This window comes from Mesorhizobium sp. B2-7-2 (assembly GCF_006440775.1).
Taxonomy (GTDB): Bacteria; Pseudomonadota; Alphaproteobacteria; order Rhizobiales; family Rhizobiaceae; genus Mesorhizobium.
In genome coordinates this window covers 1-16,396 of sequence record NZ_VFTZ01000043.1, presented here as the reverse complement: position 1 = coordinate 16,396, position 16,396 = coordinate 1, and the positions used below count along the sequence as shown (strand labels likewise).

The 16,396-nt window shown below is 63.9% G+C and carries 13 protein-coding genes, 1 pseudogene and 1 riboswitch; of the genes and pseudogenes, 5 read left to right on the top strand and 9 right to left on the bottom strand.

All coding sequences use genetic code 11. From position 1 onward, the window contains the following. Nucleotides 1–16 precede the first annotated feature (16 nt). On the bottom strand, nucleotides 17–877 hold the full coding sequence (locus FJ425_RS30560; protein ID WP_140631097.1) for a TIGR01459 family HAD-type hydrolase: 861 nt from the start codon (nucleotides 875–877) through the stop codon (nucleotides 17–19). 263 nt (nucleotides 878–1,140) lie between these two features. Here FJ425_RS30560 and FJ425_RS30555 point away from each other — a divergent pair, with 263 nt between their 5' ends. The 3 genes and pseudogenes from FJ425_RS30555 to FJ425_RS30545 all read left to right on the top strand — a co-directional run bounded on the left by FJ425_RS30555 (nucleotide 1,141) and on the right by FJ425_RS30545 (nucleotide 6,009). Next, complete coding sequence (locus FJ425_RS30555) at nucleotides 1,141–3,078, top strand: pilus assembly protein TadG-related protein (protein ID WP_140631099.1); 1,938 nt, start codon at nucleotides 1,141–1,143, stop codon at nucleotides 3,076–3,078. Nucleotides 3,079–3,276: 198 nt separating this feature from the next. After that, nucleotides 3,277–5,250 (top strand): pilus assembly protein, encoded by a 1,974-nt coding sequence (locus FJ425_RS30550; RefSeq protein WP_181164898.1) that lies wholly within the window; start codon nucleotides 3,277–3,279, stop codon nucleotides 5,248–5,250. Between the two features lie 127 nt (nucleotides 5,251–5,377). Next, nucleotides 5,378–6,009 (top strand): annotated as a pseudogene (locus FJ425_RS30545) (LysE family translocator). Nucleotides 6,010–6,168: 159 nt separating this feature from the next. On the opposite strand, the gene FJ425_RS30540 reads toward FJ425_RS30545, so the two are convergent. After that, nucleotides 6,169–6,993, bottom strand: coding sequence for a DUF2189 domain-containing protein (locus FJ425_RS30540; RefSeq protein ID WP_095767874.1), 825 nt, complete (start codon nucleotides 6,991–6,993; stop codon nucleotides 6,169–6,171). Nucleotides 6,994–7,161: 168 nt separating this feature from the next. Here FJ425_RS30540 and FJ425_RS30535 point away from each other — a divergent pair, with 168 nt between their 5' ends. Next, nucleotides 7,162–7,668 carry a CAP domain-containing protein gene (locus FJ425_RS30535; RefSeq protein ID WP_140631102.1) on the top strand — a complete coding sequence of 169 codons (507 nt, stop codon included), beginning with the start codon at nucleotides 7,162–7,164 and terminating at the stop codon, nucleotides 7,666–7,668. 30 nt (nucleotides 7,669–7,698) lie between these two features. Here the strand turns inward: FJ425_RS30535 and FJ425_RS30530 are convergent, their stop codons facing one another. The 7 genes from FJ425_RS30530 to FJ425_RS30500 form a co-directional block, all read right to left on the bottom strand. Then, nucleotides 7,699–9,231 (bottom strand): DHA2 family efflux MFS transporter permease subunit, encoded by a 1,533-nt coding sequence (locus FJ425_RS30530; protein ID WP_140631104.1) that lies wholly within the window; start codon nucleotides 9,229–9,231, stop codon nucleotides 7,699–7,701. Between the two features lie 380 nt (nucleotides 9,232–9,611). Next, nucleotides 9,612–10,808: an HlyD family secretion protein gene (locus tag FJ425_RS30525; RefSeq protein WP_140631106.1), complete on the bottom strand. Its 1,197-nt coding sequence runs from the start codon at nucleotides 10,806–10,808 to the stop codon at nucleotides 9,612–9,614. Then, entirely contained in the window at nucleotides 10,805–11,281 is a 477-nt protein-coding gene (locus FJ425_RS30520) for a MarR family transcriptional regulator (RefSeq protein ID WP_095767923.1), read from the bottom strand. The genes FJ425_RS30525 and FJ425_RS30520 overlap by 4 nt, the downstream gene beginning before the upstream one ends. A gap of 155 nt (nucleotides 11,282–11,436) precedes the next feature. Further along, on the bottom strand, nucleotides 11,437–12,423 hold the full coding sequence (locus FJ425_RS30515; protein WP_140632017.1) for an iron ABC transporter permease: 987 nt from the start codon (nucleotides 12,421–12,423) through the stop codon (nucleotides 11,437–11,439). 353 nt (nucleotides 12,424–12,776) lie between these two features. Further along, nucleotides 12,777–13,724 carry an ABC transporter substrate-binding protein gene (locus FJ425_RS30510; protein WP_140631109.1) on the bottom strand — a complete coding sequence of 316 codons (948 nt, stop codon included), beginning with the start codon at nucleotides 13,722–13,724 and terminating at the stop codon, nucleotides 12,777–12,779. Between the two features lie 31 nt (nucleotides 13,725–13,755). Further along, on the bottom strand, nucleotides 13,756–14,544 hold the full coding sequence (locus tag FJ425_RS30505) for an ABC transporter ATP-binding protein (RefSeq protein ID WP_140727827.1): 789 nt from the start codon (nucleotides 14,542–14,544) through the stop codon (nucleotides 13,756–13,758). Further along, nucleotides 14,541–14,927: a DUF1636 family protein gene (locus tag FJ425_RS30500; RefSeq protein ID WP_140631114.1), complete on the bottom strand. Its 387-nt coding sequence runs from the start codon at nucleotides 14,925–14,927 to the stop codon at nucleotides 14,541–14,543. The genes FJ425_RS30505 and FJ425_RS30500 overlap by 4 nt, the downstream gene beginning before the upstream one ends. 91 nt (nucleotides 14,928–15,018) lie before the next feature. After that, nucleotides 15,019–15,224, bottom strand: a riboswitch (cobalamin riboswitch). A 233-nt stretch (nucleotides 15,225–15,457) separates the two neighbouring features. On the opposite strand from FJ425_RS30500, the gene FJ425_RS30495 reads away from it, so the two are divergent. Next, the gene (locus FJ425_RS30495) at nucleotides 15,458–16,291 is read left to right on the top strand and encodes an AraC family transcriptional regulator (RefSeq protein WP_140631116.1); all 834 of its coding nucleotides are present in this window, start codon (nucleotides 15,458–15,460) and stop codon (nucleotides 16,289–16,291) included. The last annotated feature ends 105 nt before the right edge of the window (nucleotides 16,292–16,396 follow it).

Here is a 16,396-nt window from a genome sequence, read left to right as displayed (position 1 = left end):
TGGCCAGACCTCCAACCTATTGCAGACGCGCAATGACGGCGACCGGCCGGTAGCCGTGCTTTTCAAGGAAGCCGGCGAGCCTTTCAGGATCGGGGCGGAGCGGATCGCCATAATCGCGAGCGTGGATGCCGCCCGAGACATAGAGCACGTCAAAGCCGTTGTCGGCCGCGCCCTTGACATCGGTCATCATGCCGTCGCCGATGGCGAGGACCTCGCTGCGCTCGACGGCGCGGCCAAGAAGGCCGGCGACCTCCTTCATGGCGACATCGTAGATCGGCGCGAAGGGCTTGCCGGCAATCAGCGTACGGCCACCCAGCTGCGCGTAATCTCGCGCGAGCGCGCCGGCGCACCAGATGGTGCGCTCGCCGCGCTCCACCAGGATATCCGGATTGGCGCAAATGAACGGCAGGTTGCGGGCGCGCAGCCGTTGTAGCATGTCCGCATAGTCGGCGGGCTTCTCGACCTCGTCGTCATAGAGGCCGGTGCAGACGACGCCGGAGGCCTCGAATTCCTCGACGAGATCGACGTCGAGCCCATCATAAAGGGTGAAGTCACGCTCGGGACCGATGTGAAAGATCTTCCTCGGTCCTTCGGCGATCAGGTCGCGGGTCACATCGCCTGATGTGACGACCCGGTCAAAGGCCTCGGCCGGAACCCCGATGACCTTCATCTGGGCGACGACGTCGGCGCTGCGACGCGGCGAATTGGTGATGAGCACGACAGGCACATTGGCCGCGCGGGCCCTTGCAAGCGCCGCGGCAGCGGCCGGAAAGTGCCATTCGCCATTGTGCACGACGCCCCATACGTCGCACAGTATGGCGGCGTAGCGCCCCGCAAGATCGTCGAGCGAAGCGATGATGTCAGGCGAATCCGCCATGCCGTTTCCCTGATTTCGATCCCTGACAAGACCGCGACAGCCATTCTTCAGTTCAGCGGACGCCACGGCCGGTCCCGCATAACCGAAGCGCTTCATCCTGTCACCAGCTTTCCGGCAATCGGCCTTCGACGGCGCGTCGGTGCACAGGGTTAATGCCCAGTCAAATGACCGTGCGACCTTGACGCTTTCGAGAGAGCTAAAATTTAACGATTCATGATCATGCTAAACGAGAAACTATAGGATCCTGGCGGGGGCTAAGGGCATTGATCCGCAAATTCCTACGCGACAGACGAGGCAACTATGCCTTGATGACGGCCGTCACCATGATACCGCTGATGGGCGGCGTGGCGCTTGCGGTCGACTATGCCGAGCTCATAAGGGAGCGGCAGGAGACGTTGAACGCGCTGGACGCCGCCGGCATTGCGACGGCACAGCAGATCGTCGGCGGCGCCACCGACGCCGAAGCCAAGGCCTATGCCAAGACATTCTTCGAGGCCAATCTCAAGCACGTCCTTCCGGCGAACACGACGCTGACGGTCACCTTGCCCAACAACAATGCGGGCGGCGGCACGCTGGTGCTCGAGGCGGCATTGAAGTACCAGCCCTACTTCCTGCCGGCCGCGGTCGCATTGCTTGGCGGAACGCCGGGTCAGACGAACGTCAACTTCTCGGCCAGATCTGAAATCCGCCTCAAGAACACGCTGGAAGTGTCGCTGGTGCTCGACAATTCCGGCTCGATGGCCGAACTCGGCCACGGCTCGAACCAAGTACGTTTTGACCTTCTGAAGAGCGCCGCCAAGCAGCTTGTCGACCAGTTGTCGGGGCAAGCGCAGCTGATGAAGCAGATTTCCAAGCCGGTTCAGTTTAGCCTGGTTCCGTTCGCCGCCTCGGTCAATATCGGCTCGGCAAACAAAGATGCTGCATGGATGGATCAAGACGGCATCTCGCCCATCCAGCATGAGAATTTCGACTGGACGACGATGACCCAGGGGAATTCGCCCTGGCCCCAGAGATATGTCGAGAAGGTCGGCAGCATCTGGTATGCGCGCGGCACCGATTGGGACCCCACTCAGAAAGACAAGCCGCTGACGCGCTTCTCGCTCTACAAATGGATGCAGCGAATTTCGGCGTGCAGTTCCACCGACAGCAGCGGCAACTGCAGATCCAACGCGACATACACCTATGCGCCGATCGCAAGCTGGAGCGGCTGCGTCGAGTCGCGTCCCTATCCGTACAATATCCAGGATACGGCCCCCTCGACCTCGACGCCGGCGACGCTGTTCGTGCCCATGTTCGCGCCTGACGAGACCGACTATACCGACGGCTACTCCCGGCCCGCAAACAACAACTGGCATCTCGACGTGACGTCCGGCACCGACAATCCGACGCGCCAGAAATACATGCCGAAATATTTCAACTACGGCAATAAGGTCACCCCCGCCTACGGCAACAATGCCGGCCCGAACACCAGTTGCAGCACGACCGCGATCACGCCGCTGACCGATGTCTCCACCTCTGCCGGCGCCACCACGGTCAAGAACGCCATCGACGCCATGGTCGATGTCGGCGCCACCAACGTGCCGGAAGGCATGGCTTGGGGCTGGCGCGCTCTTTCCAGCACCGCGCCCTTCACCGAGGGACGCCCGGAAACACAAAGAGGCAACGACAAGGTTCTGATTGTGCTGACCGACGGGGCCAATACCTACTACACGCCGGATTCGGTGAGTGCCCAGTCGTACTCGGGCACCTACTACAGGAGCGGCGGCAACGATCTTTCCGGCAACAAGGCCATCTATTCCGCGCTTGGATATCTTGCCTACGGCAGCCAGACCAAGCCGTTCGGAAGCACCTACACCTATGGCCGGCCATTCCTCGGCACCAGCACCAGTGTCAGCAAGAGCGATTATTCGAACGCCAACTACACCAAGGCCATGAGCGAGCATCTGGCAACGCTGTGCGACAACGCCAAGGCCGCCAACATCATCGTTATGACCATCGCGCTCGATCTCGACTCTACCAACACGGCCGAGGCAGCCCAGATGAACGCCTTGAAGACCTGCTCGTCGGACTCGCGTTTCCGCAAGGATCCGACCGATCCGAGCAAGCCTCTGAAATTGTTCTGGAATTCGACTGGCGCGTCACTGTCGGACGACTTCAAGGAAATCGGCAACGAATTGTCGAACCTGCGCATCGTCAGCTGATCTGCTCGGACGAGCATCGATGACGCCCGCCCCCAAGGCGGGCGCTTTCCATCGCGCGGCGCGCCGCAGGCAATGATTTGGTTAGCGGTCGGTGAAGCCGCCGTTAAGCAATCGAGCGGTTTGCCAAACCGGTCCTTCAGCGTTTTGTGGAAGTGTGGCCCGACAGAGAATCCGCCGGCGGGGGGCCGCTCGAGAAAAATGCGCAAATTCTGGCATCAATTCTGCCGTGACCGCCGCGGCAACTATGCGCTCATGACCGCTATCGCCATGGTGCCGCTGATGGGGGCGGTGGCGATGGCCGTCGATTTCAGCGAGCTCAACCGCCAGAAGCAGATGGTGCTCAACGCGCTCGACGCCGCCAATTTCGCCGCGGCGCGGCGGCTTGCCGAAGGCGCCACGGACGACCAGATCAGAGCCTACGCGGTCGACTTCTTCAACGCCAACCTGAACAACATCGACCCCGCCGACATCTCGCTCAACATCACGCTGCCCACGAGCCAGGCCGGCGGCGGCCTGCTCACGATGAGCGCGACGCTGAACTACCACCCTTACTTCTACCCGTCCTCCTCGCTGCTCGTCGGCGCATCCACGGTCGATGCGAACAAGTCGATCAACCTTGCCATGGACTCGCAGGTGCGGCTGAAGAATACGCTGGAAGTGGCGATGGTGCTCGACAATTCGGGCTCCATGACAACGCCCGGCACAGGCACGGGACAGAAGCGCATCGACCTGCTCAAGCAGGCGGCCAAGCAGCTCGTCGACACGTTGGGGCAGCAGGCAGCGCAGATCAAGCAGATCGACAAGCCGGTCCAGTTCAGCCTCGTGCCGTTCGCGGCGTCGGTCAATGTCGGGCCGAACAACGACAACGCCTCCTGGATGGACACTTACGGGCTGTCGCCAATCGCCAACGAGAATTTCGATTGGTCGACGCTGAATGCTCCCACCAAATACGCTCAGAAAATCAACGGCATCTGGTATAAAAAGGGTACCGGTTGGGGCGCGGAGGAAGGGCAGATACTGACCCGTTTCGAGCTCTATCGGGATATGAAGGTCGTCACCAGCCACGAACGTATCGCCGGCAGCAAGCGCGTCGTCTGCGACGAATATCGCGACAACCATACCTGCGAGCGCAGCCACAACGAATATGACTACAACGACACCTATGGCCCGTTCGCCAGTTGGCAGGGTTGCGTGGAAGTGCGGCCCTACCCCTACAATATCAACGACACGCCGGCCTCCGGCGGGCCTAACAACACGGGCATCGGCGTCGGCGATCCGGCGACCATGTTCGTGCCGATGTTCGCGCCGGACGAGCCCGGCAACCATTGGTATGTCACACAGGATCCTGACGAACCGAGGCCGGTGACCTATGGCGCCGCCAACAGCTGGTGGAACGACGATCCGTCGAGCACCACCGGCAAGACCAGGCAGTCCAATATGGCCAAGTACTTCATGCCACGGCCGATCAATGCTCCGGTATTGAGCTCGGGCGCCGGGCCGAATTACAGCTGCACCACCACACCGATCACGCCGCTCACCGACGTCACCCAAACGGATGGGCTCGCGGCCATCAAGGCGGCGATCGACCTGATGCAGCCGAACGGCAACACCAATGTGCCCGAAGGCATGGCCTGGGGCTGGCGCACGGTTTCGAGCGCCGAACCTTTCACGGAAGGCCGTCCGGAATCCGAGCGCGGCAACGACAAGGTCGTCATCGTTCTCACCGACGGCGAGAACACCTATTCGACGGTCAGTTCCGACCCGGCCGGCAACAAGTCGACCTATGCCGCCTACGGCTATACCGGCGTCGGCTATAACGGCACCTCGGTCACCCGCCTGTTCGGCGGCACGTCGAGCGCCATCGGCCAGTTCAACTATTCGTCGAGCAACTACACCGCGGCGATGAACGAGCAGATGGCGAAGCTGTGCGACAATGCCAAGGCGGCCAACATCATGGTGATGACGGTGGCGCTCGACATGTCGTCTATCAGTTCAAGCGACCAGAAGGCGATGGCCGCGCTGAAGGCCTGCTCTTCCGATTCCCGCTTCCGCAAGGATCCGACCGATCCCAGCAAACCGGCCAAGCTGTTTTGGAACGCCACTGGGGCGACGCTCTCCGACAACTTCAAGGAGATTGCCAACGAGTTGTCGAATTTGCGCGTGGTTGGGTAGCGGGGGCGCCAGCGCCGAAGCAGCGTCGCTTTCGCCAATTGTCCGCGCTGGCGCAAAAGCTCCCGCAGTCATGCTCTTGCGAACGGCGCGGCGCGTGATGATTGTTACGTCGCCACCGGAGACTCCGATGCCCGACGCCGCCAATCATCTCACTTTCGCGCTGATCTGCCTCGGCATGGTGCTCACGCCCGGGCCGAACATGATCTACCTGATCTCGCGCTCGCTGTCGCAAGGGCCGAAAGCCGGGCTGATCTCGCTCGGCGGCGTGGCGCTGGGGTTCCTGTTTTATGTGGTCTCGGCAGCCTTCGGCATCACGGCGCTCATCTTCGCCGTGCCATACGCTTACGACGCGCTTCGCTTCGCCGGCGCGCTCTATCTGTTGTGGCTCGCCTGGCAGGCGCTGAAGCCGGGCGGGCGCTCCCCCTTCCAGGTCCGCGAGTTGCCGAGGGACAGGCCGCGCAAGCTCTTCGTCATGGGCTGATGACCAACCTGCTCAATCCGAAAGTGGCCGTGCTCTACCTGTCGCTGCTGCCGCAGTTCATCAATCCGGCCAAGGGCCATGTTCTGTCGCAGCTTCTGGTGCTCGGCTTGACGCAGATCTCGATCAGCATCACCGTCAATGCCATCATTGCCGTGACGGCCGGCTCGATCGCGAATTTCCTCGCCGGACGGCCGTTCTGGCTGGTCGTACAGCGCTGGATGATGGGCACGGTGCTGACGGCGCTGGCCTTGAAGATGGCGACTGAGGCGCAGCGCTAGGGCACATTGATATTCAGGTGAGACCGGCCTGCGAATGACGGCTGTCTGCGCTTCCGGTGCTCACGTACTGCAGTACGCTCCGCTCCGGTTCTCGACAGCCATCATTCTCGACTCGGCCTGACCTGAATCTCAACGCACCCTAAGGGCGAGCCATCAGATCTACATCGGCCGGCGTACAGGCCGGATCTGCTCCGGCTCGACCACCTTGCGGTAGAGATGCCAGGTCGCGTGGCCGAGGATCGGCATGACGACGGCAAGCCCGGCAAACAGCGGGATCGAGCCGACCACCAGCAACACGGCGACCGTAAGCCCCCAAAGCGCCATCGTCAGCGGATTGGCCATAACGGCGCGGGCCGAGGTTTCAATTGCCGAGACGGCGCCGACATCGCGGTCAAGCAGCAGCGGAAAGGCAATGACGGTGGTGGCCAAAACGACGGCGGCGAAAACGAAACCGACGGCGTTGCCGACGAGGATCAACGTCCAGCCCCTGCCGGTCGTCAGCACGTCGCGCAAAAAGGCGCCGACCGAAGCGGGCGGCTCGGCGCCGAACAGGCTGGTGTAGAGCGACTGCGCGGCGAACAGCCACAACAGGAACAGCGCGAAGAGCAGGACGCCGATGACCGCGATCGACGGCAGCGCCGGCGAGTGGCGCACGTCGAGCGCATGATGCCAGCGGCTGCTCATGCCGAGCTCGCGCCGGCGGCTGATCTCATAGAGGCCGATGGCCGCGAAGGGCCCGATCAGCGCAAAGCCCGACATCAGCGGGTAGACGAGCTGGATGGCGTTGGAGCCGGAGCTCCACCGGGTCAGGATCAGGCCGACGATCGGATAGATCAGGCAAAGGAACACATAATGCGACGGCTTGGCCCAGAAATCCTCGGCGCCGAGCCTCAACGCATCCCAGAGATCCGACGTGGTGATGTGGCGCACCGTAGGCTGCACATGCATCCCGCGCGCGTCCGCCATGACATGAAAACCAGCCATAACCGTCCTCCGTTTTATACCGGGGGCGGTCACCGCCTGGGTGGCCGCCCGTGGCTGCCACTTTCAAGAACGCCGGGATGATAACCGATCTTCCGGGGAATGTCGCGCTTCATGCGATTTTCATCGCCTTGCCCGGCAAAAGCCACGATCGCCGGTATCAGAGGCCGCATGACCAGCTCGATCACCGTCCCCCCCGATTTCAAGCGCCGCACGTTGCTTGCAGCCGCCGGCCTAGCGGCGCTTGCCGGCATCGCCGCCTGCAGCACCGTCTCTGTGCCGACGGGCGAAGGCGCGGGCGTCTCTTCGTCCGCGACAGCGACGTTGGCCGGTATCCGCAGCTCCGCCGGTCTGCCGACGCTGACGCCGGATGCGCAGCTCGAACAGGCGGCGCTGCAGCAGGCCGGCTATATGGCCTCGCGCGAGCGCATGAGCCACACCACCGGCTGGGGCAAGGATTTCGCCTCGCGCATGAAGGACAATGGCGTGCGGGGCGCCGCCGCCGAAAACATCGCCGAGGGCCGCTTCGACCTTGAGAAGCTGTTCGACATCTGGATGCATTCGTCCGGCCACCGCCGCAACATGCTCGATCAGGACTTCAGCCGCTTCGGGCTGGCTTACGTGCGGGACGGCCGGGATCCGGCGTTGCGCTATTGGGCGCTGGTGCTGGGCCGCTGAAAAGGCGGCCGGCTGACATCAGCGACTTTATCAATCCATATGCGCGGCCGGCGCCCCGCCTACGGGCGCGGCCTTGGGCTTGCGCAGCAGAATGACGAATGGAATGGCGGCCAGCGTCATCACCATCAGGATCTTGAAGTCGTTGATATAGGAAATCATCATCGCCTGGGCATTCACCGCGCGGTCGACCTGCGAAAGTGCTAGGGGATTGCCGGCGGCGGCCGCCGGAGAAGCGGCCCACAGATTCGGGTTGTACGGATTGATGAAGGCCGACAGCTCGGTGTGGTTGATCTGGGTGTTGCGCACCATCAGCGCCGCGACCACCGATACGCCGATGGACGAGCCCAGATTGCGCACCAGGCTGAACAGCGACGTGGCGTCGGTGCGGTAGCGCGCGTCGAGCGTGGCGAAGGCGACCGTCGACAGCGGCACGAACACCATGCCCATGCCTAGGCCCTGGATGACGCCCGAGGAGATGATCAGCCAATTGTCCATCTGCGGCGTGAAGCTCGCCATCGTATAGAGCGACTGCGCGGTGAGCAGGAAGCCGATGGCGACGAGGATCCTGGCATCGATCCTGTGCATGATGCGGCCGACGACCAGCATCGAAATCATCGTGCCGATGCCGCGCGGACCCAGCACGACGCCGATGGTCACGGTCGGATAGCCGAAGATGTTGGCCAGCATCGGCGGCAACAGCGACATCGAAGCCAGTATCAGCACGCCCATGACGAAGATGAAACCAAGCCCGGTCACGAAATTGCGGTCGAGGAATATTTTTGGATCGATGAAGGGATGCTCGGCCGTCACCGTGTGGATGATGAACACCCAGAAGCCGGTGAGCGACAGAGCGAGCTCGATCCAGATTTCGGCCGAGTTGAACCAGTCGACCTCGCCGCCGCGGTCGAGCAGAAGCTGCAGCGCGCCGACACCGAGCGACAGCATGGCGAAGCCGAAGAAGTCGAAGCCGCGCACGCGCTTGGCGATGACAGGCAGGTAGGCGGCCATGCCGAGGAAGGCGAGGATGCCGACCGGCAGATTGATGAAGAACACCCAGCGCCAGTTGAAGTTTTCCGTCAGCCAGCCGCCGAGCGTCGGCCCCAGGATCGGCCCGAGCATGATGCCGGCGCCCCAGATCGCCATCGCCTGGCCATGGCGCTCCTTCGGGTTGATATCGAGCAGGAAGGTCTGCGACAGCGGCACGATGGCCGCGCCGAACACGCCCTGCAGCAGGCGGAAGAGCACTATGGTCTCGAGGCTCCAGGCAAGACCGCAGAGCATGGAGAAAATGGTGAAGCCGACGACGGCGGTGAGGAACAGCTCCTTGCGGCCGAGCCTGTCTGCGAGCCAGCCGGTAACCGGCGTCATGATCGCCGCGGCCACGATATAGGAGGTCAGCACCCAGTTGATGTTGTCGGGCGAGGCTCCGAGGTCGCCGGTCATGGTCGGCAGCGCGACGTTGGCGATCGTGGTGTCGAGCGCCTGCATGATCGTCGCCAGCATCAGCGCGACTGTGATCAGTCCGCGGTGCGGCACTTCCTTGAAAGGTTCGGGCGTGCTCATGATGCTGAACTTCCAGCAGGTAACAAAAACATGTACGTTAGAGTATGATGCCGAAAAGTATCATGCTCTTTGACTTAGAGGCGGATTCGGATTTCAGGTCGAACAGACCCGAAATCATCCGGCTCTAGGTTTCCGGGCGGCAAAGCCTTCGTTGAGAGACCTTCATCGCGGTGGGACGCGACTATCGATGTGGGGGTTACATCGACCGAAAGTCTCTGTTGGAGCGGATGCCTGCCGCCCGGAAACCTGAGGACCAACGGGTCCGTGGCCGGGCCTCAGCATTCGAACGAGCCGCCATGCGGCTTGCCTTGCTGATCCTTGCCACGTCTCCACCAGACCAATCCCCTCAATGCCGGCCGGATCGCGACGGGCTCGCTGTCTTACCGCGCCTGCTCCCCTGCCGTGGCGTGACCGAAGATCGACGGCAGGCCGCGCGCCACGCCGGTGTCGACGGTGACGGTGGCGCTCATGCCGGTGCGCAACGCCATCTTGGCGTCGGGGTCGGTCAATTCCAGGCGCACGGGAATGCGCTGCGTGACCTTGACCCAGTTGCCGGTGGCGTTTTGCGCGGGCAGCAGCGAAAACTCCGCGCCCGTGCCGGCGCCGATCGCTTTCACGGTCGCCTCGAAGGTTCGGCCCGGATAGGTGTCGACGACGATCTCGGCCTTCTGGCCCGGCTTCATGTTGGTGAGCTGGGTCTCCTTGAAATTGGCGTCGATCCAGGTGTCGCCCGTCTCGACCAGGGCGAATAGCGGCGTGCCGACGCCGACATACTGGCCGACCTTGAACGACGCGGCCTGGTAGACGATGCCGTCCGCCGGCGCCTTGACTGTCGTCTGCGCCAGATCGTAGGCGGCCTTGGCGCGCGCGGCGAGCGCCGCCATCACGGTCGGATGCTTGTCGGTCTCGATGTCCGGATTGCCGCCGAGCGCTGCCTTGGCGCTGACGATGCCCTGCTGAGCGACGGCGAGCTGTTGCTTGGCCTTGTCGAGGTCGTTGCGCGCCTCGTCGAGCGACGACTTGGCATTGATGCCCTTCTGCGCGAGATCGGCGGCGCGGCCATATTGCGACTGCGCATAGTCGACCTCGCTGGAGGCGGACTTTTCCTGCGCCATCGCTTGGCTGTAAGCGGCGCGCAGTTGCTCGACATTGAGGCGCGCAGCGGCGACCGCCGCATCGGCCTGGGCGAGCGCTATTCTGTAAGGCTCGGGGTCGATGACGAAGAGAAGGTCGCCCTGCTTGACCAACTGGTTGTCGGCTATGCCGACCTGGACGATACGGCCGGCCGTGTCGGAGGCGACCGAAATCCTGGCCTGCTGCAGGTTGGCGTTCTCGGTTTCCTGATAGCGGCCGCCCGTGATCCAGACATACGCGCCGCCGGCAAGCAGGGCCAGCGGCAGGGCGACCATCAACAGGAAGCGCCCGGGGCGGCGCTTCTTCTTCGGCGCCGGAGCGAGCCGCGGCTCGGGAGCCGCCGCAACCGGAGCGGCCGCCGGCTGGGCCGGCGCTTCAGCGACCGGCTGCGCCGGCGCAAGCTTGGTGATGTTGTCGTCTTCTATCTTGGCTGCCGCGTTCATGCTGCTGCCCCTTCCGTATTCTTCATCTTTTCCAGGGACGTCTCGGCGTCCGTCAAATTCTGCACGATGGCGTCCAGCACTCGGATCAGGACGCGGCGTTCTTCCGCCGACACGCCGGTCAGCGATTCCTCATAGACCTCGCCGGCAAGGCTCTTGACGTCGGCATAGGCCGCGTTCGCCTTCTCGGTCGGGAAGATCATGCGCACGCGCCGGTCGGTCGCGTCCTGGCGGCGCTCGATCCAGCCGCCCTCCTCCATGCGGTCGACCAGGCGCGAAACGCTGATCGGTTCGATTTCGAGGAGCTCGGCAAGCCGCGCCTGCGCCACGCCGGCCTCCTTGGCAACGCGCACGAGCAGCCGCCATTGCGCCGAGGAAAGACCCAACCCGCTGGCGCGCGCCTCGAAACGCTTGCGCATCAAGCGCTGCACGTCGTGGATCAAAAATCCCAATCTGTCGATACCGTCGGAAACCATGAGCGGTACATATAATAAGCGTGCTCACTATTCAAGAGGCAGCTTTGCTCCAGAAGCCGGCAAATCGACGTTGCAGCAAGGCAAGCTCCCTTACGGTTAGCGATCGATGAACGTGCAGGGGTCGGTGCCGGCAGGCCGATCCCAAGGCCGGGAGATCATGGCCGATTGCGCATCAGCATGGTGACGACGAAGAAGGCGCCGAGCGAGCTCGTGATGATGCCGATCGGCAGTTCCTGCGGCGGCAAAAGCGTGCGGGCGAGCAGATCGCTGGCCAAAAGCAGGATCGAGCCGAACAGCGCGCAGATCGCTATCATGGGCCGGTGCAGCGAGCCGGCCAGCGGCCGGCCGAGATGCGGGATCATCAGGCCGACGAAGCCGATGACGCCGGCTACGGCAACGAGACTGGCGGTCGCCAGCGCGGCGACGAGGAATGTCGTGCGGCGCATCCTCGCCACCGGCACGCCAACGCTCTCGGCGGCGCTTTCACCGGCGAGAAAGGCATCGAAGCGGCGGTGGTTCCACAGGCCGTAGGCGAGGATGATGCCGGCGCCCAGCGCCGCCAGGCCGATATTGTCCCATCGAGCGAGACCAAGTCCGCCCATGGTCCAGAACAACACCGAATGCGCGGCGCGCTGGTCGCCGGCGAAGACGAGGTAGTTGGTCAGCGCGGTGAACATGAACGAGACGGCGAGGCCGGCAAGGATCAGCCGCTCCGGCCCCTGACCCCTCACCCGCGACACCAACAGAAGCACGATCGCCGCCGCCAGCATGCCGCCTGTGAAGGCGGCGAGCGGGAGCGTCCAGATGCCGAAACTGTCGCCGAAGACGGTGATGACCGAAACGGCGCCGGCTGCCGCGCCCGAGGAGAGGCCGAACAGGAACGGGTCGGCGAGGTCATTGCGGGTGACGGTCTGCAGCAGCGCGCCGACGACGCCGAGGCCGGCGCCGACGGTCATCGCCAGCAGCGTGCGCGGCAGCCTCAGGTCGACGACGATGCTGCCGACCGGGCCCGATGGGCCGCGGCTGTCGAGCCCAGCCGCATGCGCCAGCGCGCCGACGACCTCGCGCAAAGGTATCAGCGTCGAGCCATAGGCGATCGAAAGCAGCGCGAGCGCTACCAGCAGGATAGCGCCCAGCGCCATCGCCAGGATGAATGGGGTATGGCGCAAATTCACGGCATGGGACCTGCCGCGGCGATACCGGCGTTCGGGATTAGCGGGGGTCTCCGCGACTTCGTCATTCCAGGGCGAAGCAGGCGCGAAGCGCCGTCGCGGAGACCCTGGAGTCCATTCCGTGACCTGGCGCGCGGAGAGCGACGGCGTAGAATTCCGCACGGTTGCAACGCCCGAAAGCCACGGAATGGATCCTCGGGTCTGCGCCGCGTCGCTTCGCTCCTTGCTCCGCCCGTGGATGACGAAATGAGGGGCGTTTTCGCCATTCTCCAAGGCAGGCTATCCATCAACGGCAACACTCCCGGCTCATTCGTGCCTCAGACCTAAAACGCTTCCGGATGCATGGCCCTGGCGATCTTGCCGATCGCCTCGATGTTGGCGGGTCCGGGCGTCAGCTCGGCGTAGCGCAGCGCTACGAAGCGCTCGTTCCTGACCGCGTCCGTCTCTTTCATCGCAGGATGGTCTTTAAGGAAATCGAGCAGTTTCCTGTAGCCGCCGCCATCCTGGTAATCGAGCAGGATGAGGAACTGGGGATTGCGCGAGGCGACCGTCTCCCAGTCGGTGTTGCCCCAGCTCGTCTCCATGTCGGCCATGATGTTTTCGCCGCCGGCGGCGGCGATCATGGCGTTGGGGATGGCGAACTTGCCGGCGGTGAAGGGCTTGTCCTCGCCGGAATCGTAGAGGAAGACGCGCGTGCCCTTGCGGCCACCCACCTTCGCCATGATGCCGGCGAGCTCGGCCTTCCAGCCGTCGACCAGCTTTTCGGCCTCCGCTTGCTTGCCGAAGATCTTGCCCAACTTCTCGACGTCGCCATAAAGCAGATCCATCGAGGCGGCGGGCCGGTTCTTGTCGAGATGGACGCAGCTCTCGGTCAGCACCAGCGTCTTGATGCCATGCGGGGCAAGCGTGTCGGGCGTCACCTCGCCGCCCGGCTTCATGCCGTAATACCAGCCGGCGAAGAAGAAATCAGGCTGCACGGCGACGAGGTTTTCGAGCATCGGATATTTTGGCGCCAGCTCCGGGATGGCGCCCTGCTCGGACTTGAACTCAGGGCCGACCTTGTACCAGCCGGTGATGCCGGTGAGCCCGACGATCGACGGCTGCAGCTTCAGCGCGAAAGCCATCTCGGCCATGTTGAGATCCTGGATGACGGCGCGTTTCGGCGGCGCATCGAAGGTGAGCGGTTTGCCGCAGCTGTCGACGGTGACCGGGAAAGCGAAGGCGGCCGAGGCGACGAGCGACAGGGCCAGCGACAAGGCGAGGCGTTTCACGAGATGATGCTCCTTGTTGGGGTGTGCAGGTTCAGGACGGCGAGGAAGCGCGCATGGGAAGCTCGAAGACGGTGAGCTCGCGATCCTCGGTCGGGTGCCGCAGGCGCAGCACGTCGATGCCGAACACCTCGCGGACAAGCGGCTGCGCCAGCGCCTCGCGCGGCGGAGCCAGGGCGTGCAGCCGGGCGTTGCTCATCACCGCGACGCTGGTGGCGAAGGGCGCCACCAGCGCAAGATCGTGCAGCACGGCGACCACGGCCATGTTGAACTCGGCCACCAGCTCGAGCAGCTCGCCGCGAGCGCGCGGGTCAAGATGGTTGGTCGGCTCGTCGAGAAACAGGATTTTCGGCTCCTGCGCGATGGCGCGGGCGAGCTGCGCGCGCTGGCGCTCGCCGCCGGAGAGCGAGCCGACGGTGCGCGCGAGCAACGGCAACAGCCCAGTCCGGCGCAGCGCCTCGACGACGATGTCGCGATCGTCGTGCCGGCGCCTCAGACCGGCGTGCGGGACACGGCCAAGCTCGACATAGTCGATGAGCGCAAGGCGCGGATCCGGCTGGTCCGTCTGACCGACGACGGCGATGCTGAGCGCCCGTTCGGCGGCGGTGATCCTATCCAGCCGGCGTCCGGCAAGGCGAACCTCGCCGCGGCTCGGCGACAACGCCCCGCATAACATGCGCAGCAGAGTTGTCTTGCCGGCGCCATTGGGGCCGATGATGGCCAGCCGCTCGCCCGCCGCCAGCGACAGGCTGACATCCTCGACCAACATCCGGCCATTTGCCGTGGCGCGCAAATCGCGGGCTTCGAGCAGGAGCGCGCTCACCGGACCAGCTCCCTGGCCTTGCCCGCGGTGGGGATGCGCGCCAGTATCTTGCCGGCGAGCCTTGCCGGGCGCTGGCCGGAATTGCACCAGCCGTCGGGCAGCGAGGCATAGAGCCTGGCAAATTCGACCAGCGCGCCGGCGTCGGTGCCGCTGTCGATGGAACCGAAGAGATAGCTGGCCTTGCCTTGCGCGTTGAAGGCCACGGTCAGCGGGCGCGAGCAGCCGGCCATGCAGTCGACGGTTTCGACAGCAAATGACGACGCCAAAGTCTCGGCAAGCCTTGAGCGAAGGTCGGCGCACAAATCCCCGCCGGACCTACGCCCGGTCACGGTATCGCGGCACAGCGAACAGACGATGATGCGATGGCTAAAGACGTCCGGCATTTCCGTCACTTTCCAAAAATGGCGGCGGAAGGATGCCGGACGAACCGGCCGACAAGACCGGTGTCCGCGTCTCCTCCCGGCACACCCCGTCCGGTCAACTCGTGTCGATGGCAGGTCTCCTGGCTCGCGGGTCGTTACGCCATCCGCCTTCCCAGCCTTGCCGGCCAGTGGCGTTTCGGATGGAGCTCGCCGCTCACAGTTGCGGGGGCAGCCACGGCCTCGACTCGGATGAGCCTCACCGTGTTCCCTTTTCACCCCTCGCCTTGCGGCTCGGGGACCATGACGCAGCTATCGTAGGTTGTCCCCGTGCGAGTCGCAACGGGCCTTCGTCCGCCCCTCGTGCGAAAGACATGGCAGGATCGCTGGGTCGTTGCCGCAAGTCGTTTATTTCCCTTTGATATGTAATAACATTACCAGCTAGAATACATTGCCGTGGCTTGTCAACTCGTTCGACTTCGCTCAAAGCGCAATTTCGATCAAACTGGCCGGCGGCGCGGGGGCTAGTGTCGCCGAGCCAAATGCGAGGAGCCATGAACCCGACTGAGAAAGCGCTGTGGTTTGTCGAAAGCCACCTGCCCGACGCCATCAGCCTTGACGAGATAGCGGCAAGCAGCGGCGTGTCGCGCTTCCATGTGACGCGCGCCTTCGGCGCGGCCACAGGACGGTCGGTCATGGGGTACATGCGGGCACGCCGCTTGAGCGAAGCGGCGCGCAAGCTGGCCGGCGGCGCGCGCGACATTCTCTCGGTCGCGCTCGATGCCGGCTACGGCTCGCATGAGGCGTTCACGCGGGCCTTTCGCGATGAGTTCGGCACCACGCCGGAGTTGGTGCGCGCGCAAGGCTCGACCGAAAACCTCGATCTTGTGGAGCCCATACTGATGGACAGTTCGCTTCTCACCGCACTCGAGCCGCCGCGCTTCGAGACCAGCCGCCCCTTCCTCGTCGCCGGGCTCGGCGAGCGCTACAGCTGCGAGACCAGCGCCGGCATTCCGATGCAGTGGCAGCGCTTCGCCCCCTATATCGGCAACATTCCGGGCGAGGTGCCCGGCGTCTTCTACGGCGTGTGCACGAATGGCGACGATGCCGGCAATTTCGACTATGTCGTCGGCGTCGAGGTTTTGGACTTCTCCGACCTGCCGAAGGATTTCCAACGCGTGCGGGTGCCGGCGCAGAAATATGCGGTGTTCTCGCATCGCGAGCACATCTCGACCATCCGCCGGACCGTCAACACGATCTGGAACAAGTGGCTGCCGGTCTCCGGACACGAGATCGCCGACGCGCCCGAGTTCGAGCGCTACGGGCCCGAGTTCGATGCCCGCACCGGCAATGGCGGGCTGGAGATCTGGGTGCCGGTCAAAGGATGATGGTCTTCCCTTCTCCCCCTGTGGGAGACTAGGGCATATACACATCTCGCAAGGCCCAACCGTCGGCACAGGCACGGAAGTATGCGAGGCCGTTGTAGAAGGTGA